The 15,053-nt window shown below is 45.0% G+C and carries 16 protein-coding genes; 11 read left to right on the top strand and 5 right to left on the bottom strand.

The genetic code is table 11. The features are described from left to right. Positions 1-136: 136 nt before the first annotated feature. The 3 genes from H8S84_RS00830 to dapA all read left to right on the top strand — a co-directional run bounded on the left by H8S84_RS00830 (position 137) and on the right by dapA (position 2,925). Entirely contained in the window at positions 137-1,180 is a 1,044-nt protein-coding gene (locus H8S84_RS00830) for a sensor histidine kinase (RefSeq protein ID WP_187065380.1), read from the top strand. A 4-nt stretch (positions 1,181-1,184) separates the two neighbouring features. Further along, positions 1,185-1,919, top strand: a complete 735-nt coding sequence (locus H8S84_RS00825; RefSeq protein WP_187065379.1) for a LytR/AlgR family response regulator transcription factor — start codon at positions 1,185-1,187, stop codon at positions 1,917-1,919. A 136-nt stretch (positions 1,920-2,055) separates the two neighbouring features. Beyond that, positions 2,056-2,925 (top strand): 4-hydroxy-tetrahydrodipicolinate synthase, encoded by an 870-nt coding sequence (gene dapA / locus H8S84_RS00820; RefSeq protein ID WP_187065378.1) that lies wholly within the window; start codon positions 2,056-2,058, stop codon positions 2,923-2,925. 33 nt (positions 2,926-2,958) lie between these two features. Here the strand turns inward: dapA and H8S84_RS00815 are convergent, their stop codons facing one another. Further along, entirely contained in the window at positions 2,959-4,065 is a 1,107-nt protein-coding gene (locus tag H8S84_RS00815; RefSeq protein ID WP_187065377.1) for a glycoside hydrolase family 113, read from the bottom strand. 204 nt (positions 4,066-4,269) lie between these two features. Between H8S84_RS00815 and H8S84_RS00810 the strand changes: the two genes are divergently transcribed. After that, positions 4,270-5,118 (top strand): hypothetical protein, encoded by an 849-nt coding sequence (locus H8S84_RS00810; protein WP_187065376.1) that lies wholly within the window; start codon positions 4,270-4,272, stop codon positions 5,116-5,118. A gap of 287 nt (positions 5,119-5,405) precedes the next feature. Beyond that, positions 5,406-6,491 carry a lysylphosphatidylglycerol synthase transmembrane domain-containing protein gene (locus H8S84_RS00805; protein WP_187065375.1) on the top strand — a complete coding sequence of 362 codons (1,086 nt, stop codon included), beginning with the start codon at positions 5,406-5,408 and terminating at the stop codon, positions 6,489-6,491. 105 nt (positions 6,492-6,596) lie between these two features. Here H8S84_RS00805 and H8S84_RS00800 read toward each other — a convergent pair whose 3' ends face one another. The 3 genes from H8S84_RS00800 to H8S84_RS00790 all read right to left on the bottom strand — a co-directional run bounded on the left by H8S84_RS00800 (position 6,597) and on the right by H8S84_RS00790 (position 8,602). Then, complete coding sequence (locus H8S84_RS00800) at positions 6,597-7,145, bottom strand: SRPBCC family protein (RefSeq protein ID WP_187065374.1); 549 nt, start codon at positions 7,143-7,145, stop codon at positions 6,597-6,599. 176 nt (positions 7,146-7,321) lie between these two features. Continuing rightward, entirely contained in the window at positions 7,322-7,879 is a 558-nt protein-coding gene (locus H8S84_RS00795) for a hypothetical protein (protein ID WP_187065373.1), read from the bottom strand. Between the two features lie 42 nt (positions 7,880-7,921). Then, positions 7,922-8,602: a hypothetical protein gene (locus H8S84_RS00790; RefSeq protein ID WP_187065372.1), complete on the bottom strand. Its 681-nt coding sequence runs from the start codon at positions 8,600-8,602 to the stop codon at positions 7,922-7,924. Between the two features lie 146 nt (positions 8,603-8,748). Between H8S84_RS00790 and H8S84_RS00785 the strand changes: the two genes are divergently transcribed. The 5 genes from H8S84_RS00785 (at position 8,749) to H8S84_RS00765 (ending at position 13,493) form a co-directional block, all read left to right on the top strand. Beyond that, a complete protein-coding gene (locus H8S84_RS00785) occupies positions 8,749-9,519 on the top strand; it encodes a hypothetical protein (protein ID WP_187065371.1) in 771 nt (256 codons plus the stop codon). 59 nt (positions 9,520-9,578) lie between these two features. Further along, positions 9,579-9,815 carry a hypothetical protein gene (locus H8S84_RS00780; protein WP_187065370.1) on the top strand — a complete coding sequence of 79 codons (237 nt, stop codon included), beginning with the start codon at positions 9,579-9,581 and terminating at the stop codon, positions 9,813-9,815. A gap of 231 nt (positions 9,816-10,046) precedes the next feature. Then, a complete protein-coding gene (locus H8S84_RS00775; RefSeq protein ID WP_230407005.1) occupies positions 10,047-10,751 on the top strand; it encodes a DUF547 domain-containing protein in 705 nt (234 codons plus the stop codon). 1 nt (position 10,752) lies between these two features. Next, complete coding sequence (locus H8S84_RS00770; RefSeq protein ID WP_187065368.1) at positions 10,753-12,123, top strand: NAD(P)/FAD-dependent oxidoreductase; 1,371 nt, start codon at positions 10,753-10,755, stop codon at positions 12,121-12,123. Positions 12,124-12,137: 14 nt separating this feature from the next. Continuing rightward, positions 12,138-13,493: a 4Fe-4S binding protein gene (locus H8S84_RS00765; protein ID WP_187065367.1), complete on the top strand. Its 1,356-nt coding sequence runs from the start codon at positions 12,138-12,140 to the stop codon at positions 13,491-13,493. A 57-nt stretch (positions 13,494-13,550) separates the two neighbouring features. Here H8S84_RS00765 and H8S84_RS00760 read toward each other — a convergent pair whose 3' ends face one another. After that, positions 13,551-13,796 carry a hypothetical protein gene (locus H8S84_RS00760; protein WP_187065366.1) on the bottom strand — a complete coding sequence of 82 codons (246 nt, stop codon included), beginning with the start codon at positions 13,794-13,796 and terminating at the stop codon, positions 13,551-13,553. A gap of 639 nt (positions 13,797-14,435) precedes the next feature. Between H8S84_RS00760 and H8S84_RS00755 the strand changes: the two genes are divergently transcribed. After that, positions 14,436-15,038, top strand: coding sequence for a TetR/AcrR family transcriptional regulator (locus H8S84_RS00755; protein ID WP_187065365.1), 603 nt, complete (start codon positions 14,436-14,438; stop codon positions 15,036-15,038). Positions 15,039-15,053 lie beyond the last annotated feature (15 nt).

Here is a 15,053-nt window from a genome sequence, read left to right as displayed (position 1 = left end):
CAAGAGCAAAGAATTAGCGTGCTGCCAGTTATACTGTATGAAGAAAATTTGCTACTTTGGTTAACTTTATGTTCTAAAACAGCCTTGTTTATAACACAGAGGGTTCATCACTATATTTAAAGCGCCTGTGAGCAGCATGTCTATTCCGATTCCTGTTTTATCGCTAAAGAAACGCTATACCGTTGCCATACATGTGGCCGTTTGGCTGATTTTTGGGATCTGGATCTTTTACCTTGCCTCATCTAAGCAAACCATTACCCTTGGCAAAGCCCTGGATGTACTGGTGGGGCTGCTGTTCCCGGTGGGCATCTTTTACTTTAACTGGTATGTGCTTATATCCAAGTATCTTGCCCGCAACAAGATATTCCTGTACATATCAGCTGTAGTTGCCACGCTGTTTGCCCTGGCGCTTATACAGGCCCCTATCGACTATTACATCTTCAGGAAGTATAACCCAAGTATGGAAGCGCTTTATAGCACTGACCGGATTATACAGTATATGGTAAGTGGGCTGGTGGTAGTGTTCATTAGTTCAGCATTAAAGGTTACCGGCAACTATATTCGCAACGAACGGCTGAATAAAGAACTGGAAACGCAGAAGCTTACGGCAGAACTGGCGTACTTAAAATCGCAGGTAAATCCGCATTTCCTGTTTAACACGCTAAACAACATCTATTCCCTGGCTTACAAACAGTCGCCTGATACACCAGACGCCATCATGAAACTGTCGCTGCTAATGCGCTACATGCTGTACGAGAGCAACGATACACTGGTGAGCCTGGACAAAGAAGTGGACCACATCAAAAACTTTATCGACTTACAGAAGCTGCGCCTGCGTGAGCAGACAAGTATAAAGTTTAACATAGAAGGCGACCTGGCAGGAAAACAAATAGCGCCGATGCTGCTAATGACCCTGGTAGAAAACGCCTTTAAGCACGGCCTGGTAAGCAAAAACGAGATCGGAATTATACTTAACCTCACTGTAGAGCACGACAGGCTTGTATTTAGCACTGTAAATAACACCAGCACACACAAAAAGCGTGAGTTTGGAGGCATTGGCCTCGAAAACCTGAAACGCAGGTTAAACCTGCTTTACCCGGAACGGCACAAACTTACTTTTGAGGAGAAAGACGGTACCTTTTACGCAACTCTAAAAATATTCTTCCAACAAAAACCTTAAAACTATGACCATTCGCTGCATCGCCGTTGATGACGAACCCCTGGCCCTTGATATTATAGAAAGCTATATCAGTAAGCTGCCTTTTCTGGAGTTGGTAAAAACCTGCTCCAGCGCCACAGAGGCCATGCAGGTGTTGCAGGAAGAGCAGGTAGACCTAATGTTTCTGGATATAGAAATGCCCGAGCTTACGGGTATTCAGTTTCTGAACATCCTCAAGCACCAGCCGCTTATCATCTTTACCACGGCTTATCCGCATTATGCCTTGGAGGGTTTTAACCAGGATGCAGTAGATTACCTGCTCAAGCCGATCCCGTTCGATAGGTTTCTGAAAGCGGTAACTAAAGCACAGGAAAGGCTGCAGCGCAACGGAAAACCCACAGAAACAGCAGCCGCGGCACATCCTGCACCCCAGCAGGAGCAGGATTTCATGTTTGTGAAGGCAGACTATAAAACCATCCGGGTAGATTTCAGAGACATCCTTTGGATAGAAGGCCTCAAAGATTACATCATCATCCAGACTAAGGACCAGAAGATCATTACCCTTCTCTCTATGAACAAGATGATGGAGAAACTGCCTGAGACCAAGTTTCTGCGGGTGCACCGGTCCTTTATTGTGTCGCTGCAAAAGATAGACAGCATAGAGAAGAGCCGCATCAAGATAGGCAACAAAGAGATTCCGATTGGCGAAGTATACAAGGAGCAGTTCCTGAAGTGGGTAGACGAAAACAACATACAATAGCTATCTGGAGTTCTGAATTAGTAATTATGAATTTTGCCGATTATGGCAGAGGTTAAAAGAATTGCTATTATCCTCATAACATCGTTTGCAGATTCCAATTCATAATTCGTAATTCGCAATTCATAATTTTTTATTGATGATTAGAGAGAAATTAAGAGGGACAGGCGTAGCGCTGGTAACTCCTTTCAAAGAAGACTTATCAGTTGATTACGATGCACTAAAGAAGCTACTTGACTTTGTGCTGGATGGTGGCGTTAATTACCTGGTTGTAAATGGCACAACTGCAGAATCGGTTACGACGACAACACAGGAGAAAGCAGAGATATTGCGCACCATAAAGCAGCATGTGAACGGGCGTGTACCGTTGGTATATGGCATTGGCGGAAATAACACACAGCATGTACTCGATCTGCTGCAAACCACTGATCTGGAGGGTATCTCGGCTATACTTTCTGTTAGCCCATACTATAATAAGCCTTCGCAGCAGGGTATTTTCCAGCATTACACGCTTATAGCCAACGCCTCCCCTGTTCCGGTTATACTTTATAACGTGCCTGGCCGCACAGGCAGCAACGTTTCTGCAGAAACAACCCTGAAACTGGCCCTGCATGATAACATTATCGGGATAAAAGAAGCATCTGGAAACCTGGAGCAGTGTATGGTAATTGCCAAGCACAAGCCACAGGACTTTATGCTGATCAGCGGAGACGACCTACTTACGGTTCCTATGGCTGCCTTCGGAGCGGAAGGTGTGATCTCTGTACTTGCAAATGCTTTCCCGGAGAAGTTCTCCAACATGATTTCGCTGGCACTGGATTATAAATTTAAAGAGGCTACAGCATTGATGCACGATTTCGTGGACATTAACCCACTGATGTACGAAGAGGGCAACCCGGTAGGCGTGAAAGCGGTGCTGGAGCGTTTTGGAGTTTGCAGCCCTTATGTAAGGCTGCCGTTAGTTGAGGCATCGGCCGGTTTAAAAGACAGACTGTACAAACTGCTGTAACAGCAGTTATTTATACTTGAATTGAAGGCCAGCTTACCGCTGGCCTTTTTCATTGCCATACCATCTGGCCATTACTTCCCCGGCTGGTTTGTTCTGAGGAGTAAAATCAAGATGGTCGCGGCGGTTTTCGCGCAGCCGAGGGTACCATTTCCAGATAAAGGTGCCTCCGAACCAGGGCTGCTGCCAAAACTGCTGAAACATGGCTTCATAGGCATTGGCCTGCGTTTGCTCCGACAGCTGCATCTGCTGCCAGTTCCGGTCAGGCCACTTCCAGGGCTCTACAGCGGCATCGGGTGTGCTCTTATACCCTACTTCGGTAAACACCACCGGCTTTTTATACTTTGCCTGTAGTTTAGTGATTGCTGCCTGATGTACAGCCCAGCCTGCCCTAAGCTCGTCTACGTTGGGCTCGTTTTTATCTGTCAGCGGGAAATAGGCCTGTATTCCAATAAAATCCAGTTCATCCCAAAACCTGATCTCTTCATACTCTTTGTACCAATTGGCAGCATACGTCAGCTGGCCCTTGTATACTTTCCTGATTTCCTTTATTAATTTGCGCCAGTCCTTTTCACGCTTAACAGCAGGCAAGTATAGCTCGGTACCGATGCAAAGGGCTTCTATTTTCTGCGCCTCGGCCAGGCGGGCATAATGAAGTATAAAATTGCTGTAGTTGGCAAACCACTGCCTCCACTCCTCCTCCGTCTGCATCTCTATGTCACCGAGCCATTTGCCGCTGTTGCGGTCCATGAGCCAGATGTGTGGCTTTAGCAGTGTTTTCAGGCCAAGCTGTTTGGCAAACAGCGTAGTTTGCACCAGCCCCTTGTCGCGCTCTCCCCAGTAAACCTTGTTACCACGGATAAGAGCGATCTCAGGCTGGTTATAGGCAGTTTGCCATCCAAAAGGTGTCTGCGCAATCCAGGTGACGTTATACTGCTTTAATTGGGCAAGCTGCTCCAGTGAAACAGAGTCGCCGGCTACCCAATTTACACCCCTGAACTTGCTTTCGGCGGTAACTCCTTTCGTAGCATCATCCACACTTGGCAAACCACGCAGGTTAGCTGCGCTGACGAAGACCAGCATAACCAGTACAACACCGAGAGGCGGCCATAAACCCTTTATAAGACTATCGTATTTCTTCATGCAATTAGCACATAATAACAAGCCCCTTTTCAGCAGTTTTCATTTAACACAAGTTACGTTATTTTCTGATTTATTGAGCTTTATACTTACAATAAACATACACCTTTACATCTCCTTTCTTAAATAAAGCATGCATAGCAAATAAGCTGCAGGTTAAACTCTCCGTTTATTTTATTTAATTTGTGCTCCGATAAATTTACCCTCATGCGTAAACTATTGCTTCTCCCGGTCGCCCTGTTTTTTGGTTGCAAACAAGCTGCCGACAATGCTGTATCAAGTCCTCCAACAGACCACAGCATTACATTGGTTGAAGAAGAGCCAAAGGAGAGTATAGAGGATAAAGTATACGTGACATACGAGGCCGATACTACTGGTCTTTCTGCAGAACCTTCTACTCCGCTTAAACTATTACTGGAGGGCAGCTTTCATAAAGAAGAAGTATGGCAGCATGCAGAAAAGAAGTCCTGGCTGGCAGTTTTCTACGAGAATGGCACCTATTACCTGCGCCCGACAACTATTCAAATCAAACCAGCTTATGACCCCGTAGCTGACTCGGATATGGAGGTAAACGGAAAAAGAATTATATCGGGCAGAGAAGTTACAAGCCAGGATTCAAATGCGGTTTTCTTCCTGACCGGGCTAAAAAACTACAAAGCAGGCACAATAGACACAGTAGCATTATCCAGGAACATACTTCCGGCCAATAAAAGCCTTAGTTATACTTTTAAAGGCAAATCCTACAGCATTAAAGCCTTTGGCGACAGCACCAAACTAAGCGAGCATGAGTATGCATACCAGAACTATGGTTGGAAAGTATCTGGCACGAAGAAAGGAAAGTATGTTGAGCAGGTTCTAGCCCAAGATGAATACTTCGACGACTCAATTTACACTCTGCTGTGGGCCGGCGACATAGACCGTGACGGGACACCAGACCTGCTGATCGATGTATCGAACCACTACAATGTTTCCTCTATTGTTTTGTTTCTCTCCTCTTTTGCCGAAAAGGGTAAACTTTATGAAAAAGTAGCCTTGTTTGAAACAGTTGGCTGCTAGTCAATAACACCTTACTTTATACATTTAGCCTGACAAGGTAAACTTACCTGCTAACCCCATTCATCCGTAATGTGGGGACGTTTACGGAATAGCAGTCACTTTTTGCACTAAAACCGTACTTCCGGCATTTAGTAAGTACCAGCACTTATACTTTTTTGCTTCTGTGCAAGGTGCACTTTGCCTGTATTTCTACTGCAGCTAAAGCAGCTTACAGGCTACAGCAGCCTTTTCACTAAATAATTGGTTATAACATAAGCTGTGGTCTGACTTTTGACTACTCACCCGGTATGGCGATAACGCAACAATATCTCAAAAAGCACTTTTCAGCTTCCCGCATCATTCTGCCTGTACTCTTAGGTTTGGGTGTGGTCGGGTATATGCTTTACAAAAATTACGAGCCTGGGCAGTTAGACATACTGCTAAATGCCAGTCTCTTCTGGATATCCATGACACTTCTGGTGCTAGTTGTTCGGGATTTCGGCTACATGTATCGTATTCGCTTTCTTACAGATAAAGCTCTTAACTGGAAGCAAAGCTTTAATGTGATCATGATCTGGGAGTTTGCATCCTGCGCTTTGCCTTCTGTTGTCGGCGGTTCTACAATCGCGGCCTATATTCTGTTTAAAGAGAAAATATCACTGGGTAAATCTATAGCTCAGGTTATGGTAACAGCCATGCTCGACAATTTATACTTTGTGATTACGCTACCCCTGATATTGCTGTTTGCAGGCAGCCAGGTTTTTCCGGAGATGGTGGGGCTTAACCAGACGCTACGGGAGAGCATCGGCATAGCTTTTTTTGTGAGTTACCTGATGATCGCGCTTTATGCCAGCACCATGTTCTATGCCTTGTTTGTAAACCCCAAAGGTGTAAAGAAGCTTCTAATTCGCATTGGACAGGTTAAGATTTTCAGGCGCTGGCGTACTTCCCTTTATCAGCATGCAAACGAACTGTTAATAGCTTCCAAGCACCTGCGCACAAAGGATACAGCATTCTGGCTTCATGCCAGCATCTCCACAATTTTTGTCTGGACTGCCAGATACGTTATCATTGGTTGTTTGATCGCGGCATTTACTCAGTTATCTTTCCAAGACCACCTGGTAGTGTTTTCGAGGAACTTAGTTTATAAAGTAGTTTTGTTTCTGTCTGTAACGCCGGGCGGTGCTGGTGTCGCAGAGATATCCTTCCCTGCCTTTTTCGGTGCCTTTCTGGGAGGCTTTACAACCATCGTGGTGTTGCTGTACCGCGTGCTTACCTATTATGTATACCTGATAATAGGTGCTATCGTGTTCCCGAAATGGGCGGCACAGAAGTTTGGAAGAGAAGAGGCTGAACCGGAAACACTGAACCTGAAGAAGCCTATAACGGCCTGAATGGTAACCTGAGCACATTGTTCGTGTTGAAAAAGGTACAGCTATAAACAAAGAAGCCTCCCAAGTATAAGGAGGCTTCTTTGTTTATGTCTTATAAAGTATAATCTATCTCACAGCTGCAGTTGGCTGCTCTACCACTGCTCTCAGGTTTTCCAGTCCTCGCTCAAAGTCAGGTCCAACCATGCCGTCTAACATCAAACCAAAGTATTTACCAATTGGGTTACTGCCCATGTCAGTTTCCATTGTCCAGGTAATTTTAGTACCCTCAGGCGTCTCTTCAAACTGGTAGAAAGCCAAACCTTCGCCCTGCCCTTCAAACTGCATTCTGGTGTCTATGCGCTTGTTTGGTATACTTTCTAAAATTGTAAGGGAGCCATTGCCTACATCCGGGTGGTTGCTGAACCAGTTATACTTGGCATCCTTTCCTCCATCCGGGCCTTCGTAAGAAAGCAGCATTTGTGGGTCTATCTTATGCCACGGCGACCAAAGCTCCCACTTCTGCAGCATATTTACCTGCTCAAATACAACTGAAACTGGTGCCTTAACTACAGCAGAACGTACTACTGTTACTTTAGAGGGCAGGAAAAAAGAGACAATCAGGAGCACGGCCGTTAAGCCCAGCAGGCTGAGACCAATCTTTTTCAATACTTTCATGAGGTTAGTGTTAGGTTGAACAGTTAAACATAGCAATTGTTAGATGCTTATGCAACATTCGTTGTAACACAAATAAAAAAAGCCGCAGCTTCCGCCACGGCCTTTTCTCAGATGGAAATTTAATACTAGTGTACTGCGTGTTATACGTTCATGTTTCAGAAAATGTGCACTTTATATTACATCCTCCAAAAATGCCCATACACGCGGTTTCCTACCTTGTCGGCTATACCATACCGGTCATCTCCAAAGTCACGGAACGCGTCTTCGTTGCCATAAGAGGCGTCGTGGCGGTAGCCATGGTTGCCCCTGCTGTCGAAGTTACGGTACATATCGCCCTCTTCAGGGTTATCGTAATTCGGATTATAGCCCATGTTATAGCGGTAATGGCGCTGCTGCCCTGCATAAGGCCCTTCTCCGGCTCGTGGATAGTAACCAATCGTGTCCAGATCGTTTTCAGCAGCTCCATGTAAGCCATACTCTTCTGAGCGAGGCTGCGCCGTATAGTTGCTAATGTCATACATCTGCTCATAACGTTCATCGCGCATGCCTACTTCACCTCCTTGCCGGCCATACTCCCGGCTATGCTGCCTGCGGTATTGTTGTCCTAGCTCATGCTGTGTATCGCCAAGGTATGCATGGCGCCTGCCACCAAAAGGCCCGCGCTCAGAATTTCCCTGGTCATATTGCCGGCTATACCTGCCGTAGTTCATTTTGCTTTCGTCTCTGAAATCCATTGTCTTTTTATTTTGATGTGCTTTAAAATGGGCACTCTATACCTATCGTCTATTTCTTTTTCCTCTAGGCTGCGATTCGTGCTGCCAACGATCCAGCTCACTGTAGTAGCTGCCTTCGCCGTAATGCGTAGCGCCCGGTGTGTAGTTACGCCCTGCAAAGCCACCGCTGTAGTCGTTGTCGTAGCTGCGGTTGCCCATTTCATAGCGTCTATAAGATTCATAGTCACCTACTGAGCCTCTTGACCAGTTTTCATTGTCACTACCAGAGCGTACGTCATGGCCAAAGCGTTCATCAGGCATTCTGGAGCTGGACTGTGGCGCACGGTTTCTTCTTAAGTCATCATAGTCTTGATCGCTGTAGTCAGCGCGGGCATCGTAGTGGCGGCCTGAGTTATACCTGCCACTTGGAATGTAGCTCATGCCATAAGGATTATTTGAGTTCTGGTTTCTTGAGTAGTCCTCGCCGGTGTAACGGGCCCCGCCTGGTCCGAATCTGCCTTCTGAAGACGTTTGCCTGTAGTCGGCATTATCATTAAAGCTGGAGGTGTCTCCGTACTGGCTATACTCATTTCTGCCATAGCCCCGGTTAAAATGTGTATCTATCGTATAGTTGCCACGGTCTGAGTTCTGCCCATGATCTTGCTCGTGCAGCCAGCGTGCCTCAGTGTCTCTGTTTCTATTCTCACGATCCTCATATCGATCGGCTCTTCTGTTGTCTCTCATAGCTTAGGTTTTGTAAGTGTTAAACTAATTTACATACCTTATTACGGTAGGATGCAGCACTTTGATTAATTACCTATAAAAGCCACGGCTAAACCCAAGTCCGGTTCGTGCGTTAAAAAAGGTATAACTATAAAGCAAACAAGACTATGGAAGGAACAGATTGGTATAACAGAACAGGCTATACTGACTATAGAAACCATTATCGTGGCGATGACCGTCCGATAGATGAGGATGTATACCGTGGCGCATATCGCTTTGACACAGACAGCGACCACAGAAACGTAAGTACCTGGGACTGGAACCGGAACCGGGAAGGACGCCGCGACAGAAACGACTACAACCGCGATTACAACAGGAACTATAACCAAGATTATAACCGCAACTACAATACAGGCAACCGCCGCGCAGGTGAACTTGCTAACAGACGTGACTATGAGCGTGACTGGAGCGGATCTTACCACAACGACCGTGGCTATGACCACGACAACTACAATACAGACAGCCGCTACAGAAGCCAGGACCGTTCATACAGAACAGGCAACACCAGCAACTGGAACAGGCGAGACAACGACTCCTACAGCAACAGAGACCGCGGCCAGCATAGCCACCGCAGCGTGAGAAGCCGGATTGACGATAGAGACCAGAACCGTAGCATCTTTGACGGCGACTATGGCCCCGACAGCTACGGGCACGGAGGCGGCGATAACTATGGCAACATGGCTGGCTCGTTAAGTTACGGATACGATGGCATGAGCACTTATGACCCAGATTGGAACAGATCTTATAATCCATTAACCGGAGACAGACAGAGCTACCATGGCCACTACACTAGCCGCCATCAGGAGTCATATAAAGGTAATAGAGGTGAACGAGGCGACAGAAACAGATCTGGTGATGATAACAGGAAACGTTATTAGTTAGCAGTTCTAATAGCGCCTATCAAAGCGCTTGGATTTTAAACTTTAAACAAAATATCATGAATAACGACAAAAGAGATAAAGATAAACTTAAAAACGAGGACACAAACAAAACCCTGAACAAGGGCAACAAAGTGCCCAATATTAACCCTACCGGCCAAGAGCAGCAGGTTGACAACGAAAAAATAATGAAAGGCAAAGTTGGAGGTGCTCCGTCGCAGAAAAGCGGCAGCAGAGGCAGCGCCGACGTGCAGGATGGTGGCACTGACATTGGCAGCAGTGCAGGTAGCCATTAATAAAAATTACTTCATTAGTAAAGGCCGGTTTTATCCGGCCTTTATCATTTAACTCTCTAAACATTTCATAAATGTTACAGGTTTGTTTGATACCTTTGGTTGGAGCAAATGTAACAATCTGTCTTGATCACGCACTGAATGAATCTGCATCGCCCTGGCATATCTAAATGGATTAGTTTTCTTCTTATTAGTTGTGTGCTGCTCCTGCTAATTAAATGCAACAGCTCTAAATTGCCAGCAGGAGCTACAACCTCTGCAAAACCAGACCATCAGCTCTGGACCAACCTGCTACAGAAACATGTAAACTCAGCCGGCTTTGTAGATTATGGCAACTTTTTAAAAGACAACGTTGAACTAGATAGCTACCTGCAAGCATTAAGTGCTGGTATACCCGACTCTCAAAACTGGACGCGGGAAGAACAGCTGGCTTACTGGATAAATGCCTATAACGCCTTTACAGTAAAACTTATACTTGAAAATTACCCACTAAAAAGTATAAAAGACCTTAACAGCCCAATCTCGGTGCCATTTCTGAACAGTATCTGGGATAAGAAGTTTATAAACTTGGGTGGAAAGAAGTACAGCTTAAATAATATCGAACACAATATACTTCGTGAAAAATTTCAGGAGCCGCGCATACATTTTGCCATAAACTGCGCCTCCGTTTCCTGTCCGAAGCTACGTAATGAAGCATATATTGCCTCCAAATTGAACCAACAACTTGAAGATCAAGCTGAAACTTTTATAAACGATCCTTCTAAAAATAAGCTTTTGCCCTCTAATCCAAAGCTATCTAAGATATTTAGCTGGTTTGGCGCTGACTTTGAGAAACAAGGAAATTTGAGAAATTACGTAAACCGCTATGCAGACATAAAAGTAAAGGCCGATGCAAATATTGACTACATGGAATATGACTGGAATTTAAATGATCAATAATATGCAGGCATCCCTACATTTAGTAATTATAGGCAATGGCATAGCAGGGGTTACGCTGGCACAGCATGTCCGGGAAAAGAGTGACTGTCGCATTACGCTGGTTTCGTCAGAGTCTGCTACCCACCTCTCAAGGCCTGCCCTTATGTATGTGTACATGGGCCACATGCGCTACAAAGACATTCTGCCCTACCCAGACTGGTACTGGACCAAACACAACCTAACGCAGTTACACGATCTGGTAACAGAAGTTAACTTTGAAAAGCGACAACTTATACTTCAAAACCATGACCCGCTTTCTTATGATGTGCTGGTATTGGCCACCGGCTCCTGCCCTGCTTTCTATAATTGGCCTGGGCAGGACTTGGAGGGTGTGCAAGGGCTGGTTACGCTTCAGGACCTGCAAAGCATGGAAGGCAACACCAAGGGCATCAAAGAGGCAGTTGTAGTAGGCGGCGGATTAATAGGCATAGAGATGGCCGAAATGCTGCGCAGCCGTGGTATTGGTGTTACTATGCTAGTGCGGGACCAACTCTACTGGCAAAACACACTGCCACAGCAGGAAGCAAAATTGATATCCAAGTATATAAAAGAGCACGGAATAGAGCTGCTTTTTCAGGAGGAGTTGGCAAGTATAAATCCCGATGCACAAGACAGGGTAGCAAGTATAACCACCAAAAGCGGTAAACTACTGCCATGTCAGTTTGTTGGAATCGCGACAGGCGTTAAACCAAGTATAAATTTCTTACGCAACTCCGCCCTCGAAACCGACAAGGGTATACTTGTAAATGAGTACTTTGAAACAAACCTGCCAAACGTGTACGCTATTGGTGACTGCTCCCAGTTTCAAAAGCCAGCTCCTTTAGCACCTGCAGTTGAACAGTTATGGTATACGGCACGAAAGCACGGCGAAGCTTTAGCCCAGACCTTAACCAGTGAAAGAACTGTCTATAACCGTGGCCCCTGGTTCAACTCTGCCAAGTTTCTGGATGTGGAGTACCAAACATATGGTTATGTACCTGCCTCCTGGAATGAAGAATATGAGTCTCTTTATTGGGAACATACAAGCGGTCATAAAGCAATTCGCTTTTTGTATGAGCAGAAATCAGGTTTATTAGCCGGCATTAATTTACTTGGTATTAGGTACCGCCACGATCTGTGCCACCACTGGCTGCAACAGCACTACACGATACACAATGTGATGCAGGAATTGCCTGCAGTGAATTTCGATCCTGAGTTTTTTCAGCGTTACGAACAGGAACTTTACAGGCAGTACGCACAGAAGTTTCCTGAGCAGGCTACACCGGCGCGTAAAAGCAATTGGTGGGACCTGCGCAATAGATTTTCATTATTTTCCACTTCAGAAAGTTGTTAAGTATAAAACCTGACATGAGCACCTCCTCCTCCACCTATAGTGCCCCTCTATCTTCTATTACCGCAGGCGGCTTTATAAAGCTAATAGGCCTGCTGCTGATAGCTTTGGGCATACTCGGTATGATGGTAGCTGCATTTGGTGGCGAAGCAGCATCTCCGGTCTCTACAGGCCTCACTGGCATTGCCGCTGTTACAGCAGGTGGGCTTATGTATATATGGCAGGTACGCAGGCAAAAGTCGGTTGCAGAGCAGAACAACGGTGCATGGCAAAACGACATGACCACCCGCGGTGCAAGCGCATGGGTGACGGGTGTGGTACTTACAGGCTTTTACATACTGCTCTATTGGTTTCCGACTACATTACATGGCTTAGTGCTGGCCGTAGAACCATTAAGCCAATGGCTACGCAACCGCCCCGCCGACCATTGGTTTTTGTATGGCACATTTTATACTTTAGCTATACTAGTGATGGGCGTACATGCCTTGCTCAAGTATAGGAACAGCAATTACCATATCATCCGAACCATCTCGGTCATGTTCTTCCAGTTGGGTTTTGCGTTCCTGCTACCGGCACTCCTGCTAGCGCTTAACCAGCCCGAATTTTACTTTAGCTATTTCTGGCCATTAAAGTATGACTATTTGTTTCCGGGCACAGTTAGCTACTTAATAGACAATGGTGCTGCGCTGGGAGTGTTTATGGTGTTTTGGGGAGCAGTGCTTTCGTTTATTGCTACGCCCATTCTTACCTACTACTTTGGCAAACGCTGGTACTGCTCCTGGGTGTGCGGCTGCGGCGGACTTGCCGAAACAGCCGGAGATCCTTACCGTCACCTTTCTGATAAAAGCAAAAAAGCATGGCAATGGGAAGTTGCCATTATCTATCCTATACTTGGGTTCATCATCATTACCACGCTTGTACTTTGGATAAACTCCTGGAGCGAAGGCAGGCTTTTAGGTAATTTATCTAGTGGCTTTTCCAGCACCTACGGCTTCTTTATCGGGGCCATGTTTTCGGGTGTAGTGGGAGTAGGCTTTTACCCGATTATGGGCAACAGGGTGTGGTGCAGGTTTGGGTGTCCAATGGCGGCATACTTAGGCCTGTTACAAAAACACTTCTCCAGGTTTAGGATTACTACTAACGGAGGTCAATGCATATCCTGTGGCAACTGTTCTACTTACTGCGAAATGGGCATTGATGTGCGGCATTATGCGCAGCAGGGAGAACCGATTATAAGAGCATCCTGTGTGGGCTGCGGAATTTGTGCGCATGTGTGCCCAAGAGGTGTATTAAAGCTTGAGAACGGCCCAAGAGAAAACCGGTTTGCCGCGACACCGCTAATAAAGCGTAGTGATGTGGGTATACTTAATTAATAAAAAGCAGAAAGCCACCTTAAAGGTGGCTTTTTCTGAATCTCGTGAGGTTAAACATTACTGAAGCTCTTCCTGCTCCATATACTCCCACATAGCATCCTCACTAGAGCCTGTCTTAGCAGCATAGACCAGCATCGTTGTATACACCCCGATCAGCAGAAAACTTAGCGGAATAGAAAATACAAAAGAGACAATTAGAGTTTTGATCGGATCAGGCTTAGAACGCATTTTCGTGGAGGCATACCAGAAAAATAAAACATTGAAAATCCCTGAAAGTGCTACAAAGTTAATGATGTCAATCATTGGCTAAAAGTTTTTAAAGTCTACAATACCAACAAGTATGCCAGAGCGAATTTAATATGCTTTACCAGTATTTAAAGCTCTTAGATAAGTCCTTTTTTTGGTAGTGCTTAATGCAATTTAAATTACAGTTAACAAATTATCAAATTTTCTGACTACAATTTTATCAAATACTTATCAACAATTTATATTAAACTCTTTCTATATAACTATCTGATTATCTTATCCATGCTAGGCTTAGCTACTGCTAGAAATGCACTTTTGTGCATTTACGAGACACAGCAGCCACAAATATCAAGTATAGATTATGCTTTACTATCTGAAGCCTCACGCTACAGCTAAATATTATACCATTTATCAACGCACGGTAATTTGGCTTTGAGTGTAGCTGTAACTCAAAAGGGGCAGCAATAATTCAATCTAATGATATAAAAATATGAAGCTAAACTTTGTTATCCCGGCAACATATTGATTATCAATGTCAAGTTTGTGCTCACCCTAAATTAAGGTTGTATACCTACTGTCTGTATTGTATATTCATGCAACATTATATTTTAGGCTACTAACCAGCTCATAAGACAAATGTGATACTAAGCTCCACCTGCTGTTACTATATGTAAGCAGATTACACGAAAACAAGCTATGCACGTAAAAGAGCAGATTATAAAGAAAGCCGGTCAACTCTTTTTTAAGAAAGGATATGTTGGTGTTTTAATGTCAGACATTGCCAAAGAAATGGGAATGAGCAAGAAAACTCTCTACCAACATTTTTCAGGGAAAGAAGAACTGGTACTTGAAGTAATCAGAGCATTTCAAAACGAGATGCAAACTACAGTAGAGCAACTTATAAAAGATACTAGCATCTCATTTCCAGACAAAGCAAGCCAAATCTTTAAGTATGTGGCAACCAGATTGAATGGTATAAACCCACAGTTTATAGAAGACATCAAGCAAAATTCACCTAAAAGCTGGAAACTGGTTCAGGATTATAAAGCTGATGCAGCATATTTAAGATTTAACTCTTTGTTAAAAGAAGGTGCTAAGCTGGGCTATATCCGAGACGACATCAACCGCCCTCTAGCCGTTATGCTGTACGCCAGTGCTCTGGACACCATCGTTAACCCCTCGTTTATGCGCCAGATTCCGGCACAGCTAACTAACGATTTGCCGTATTCTCCAGAAGCCATTTTCGATGGTATCGTAACTATCATTTTTGAAGGAATTCTAAACGGGAAGGAACATTAAAAAAAGCAGAGGCTA

The sequence above is a fragment of the Pontibacter cellulosilyticus genome (assembly GCF_014306105.1).
Lineage (GTDB): Bacteria > Bacteroidota > Bacteroidia > Cytophagales > Hymenobacteraceae > Pontibacter > Pontibacter cellulosilyticus.
This window is presented reverse-complemented; position numbering and strand designations above follow the sequence as displayed.

Bases quoted from the DNA above. Each gene is read 5' to 3' on its own strand.
- H8S84_RS00830 (WP_187065380.1), top strand. From the start codon at position 137: ATGTCTATTCCGATTCCTGTTTTATCGCTAAAGAAACGCTATACCGTT.
- H8S84_RS00825 (WP_187065379.1), top strand. From the start codon at position 1,185: ATGACCATTCGCTGCATCGCCGTTGATGACGAACCCCTGGCCCTTGAT.
- dapA (WP_187065378.1), top strand. From the start codon at position 2,056: ATGATTAGAGAGAAATTAAGAGGGACAGGCGTAGCGCTGGTAACTCCT.
- H8S84_RS00815 (WP_187065377.1), bottom strand. From the start codon at position 4,065: ATGAAGAAATACGATAGTCTTATAAAGGGTTTATGGCCGCCTCTCGGT.
- H8S84_RS00810 (WP_187065376.1), top strand. From the start codon at position 4,270: ATGCGTAAACTATTGCTTCTCCCGGTCGCCCTGTTTTTTGGTTGCAAA.
- H8S84_RS00805 (WP_187065375.1), top strand. From the start codon at position 5,406: ATGGCGATAACGCAACAATATCTCAAAAAGCACTTTTCAGCTTCCCGC.
- H8S84_RS00800 (WP_187065374.1), bottom strand. From the start codon at position 7,145: ATGAAAGTATTGAAAAAGATTGGTCTCAGCCTGCTGGGCTTAACGGCC.
- H8S84_RS00795 (WP_187065373.1), bottom strand. From the start codon at position 7,879: ATGGATTTCAGAGACGAAAGCAAAATGAACTACGGCAGGTATAGCCGG.
- H8S84_RS00790 (WP_187065372.1), bottom strand. From the start codon at position 8,602: ATGAGAGACAACAGAAGAGCCGATCGATATGAGGATCGTGAGAATAGA.
- H8S84_RS00785 (WP_187065371.1), top strand. From the start codon at position 8,749: ATGGAAGGAACAGATTGGTATAACAGAACAGGCTATACTGACTATAGA.
- H8S84_RS00780 (WP_187065370.1), top strand. From the start codon at position 9,579: ATGAATAACGACAAAAGAGATAAAGATAAACTTAAAAACGAGGACACA.
- H8S84_RS00770 (WP_187065368.1), top strand. From the start codon at position 10,753: ATGCAGGCATCCCTACATTTAGTAATTATAGGCAATGGCATAGCAGGG.
- H8S84_RS00765 (WP_187065367.1), top strand. From the start codon at position 12,138: ATGAGCACCTCCTCCTCCACCTATAGTGCCCCTCTATCTTCTATTACC.
- H8S84_RS00760 (WP_187065366.1), bottom strand. From the start codon at position 13,796: ATGATTGACATCATTAACTTTGTAGCACTTTCAGGGATTTTCAATGTT.
- H8S84_RS00755 (WP_187065365.1), top strand. From the start codon at position 14,436: ATGCACGTAAAAGAGCAGATTATAAAGAAAGCCGGTCAACTCTTTTTT.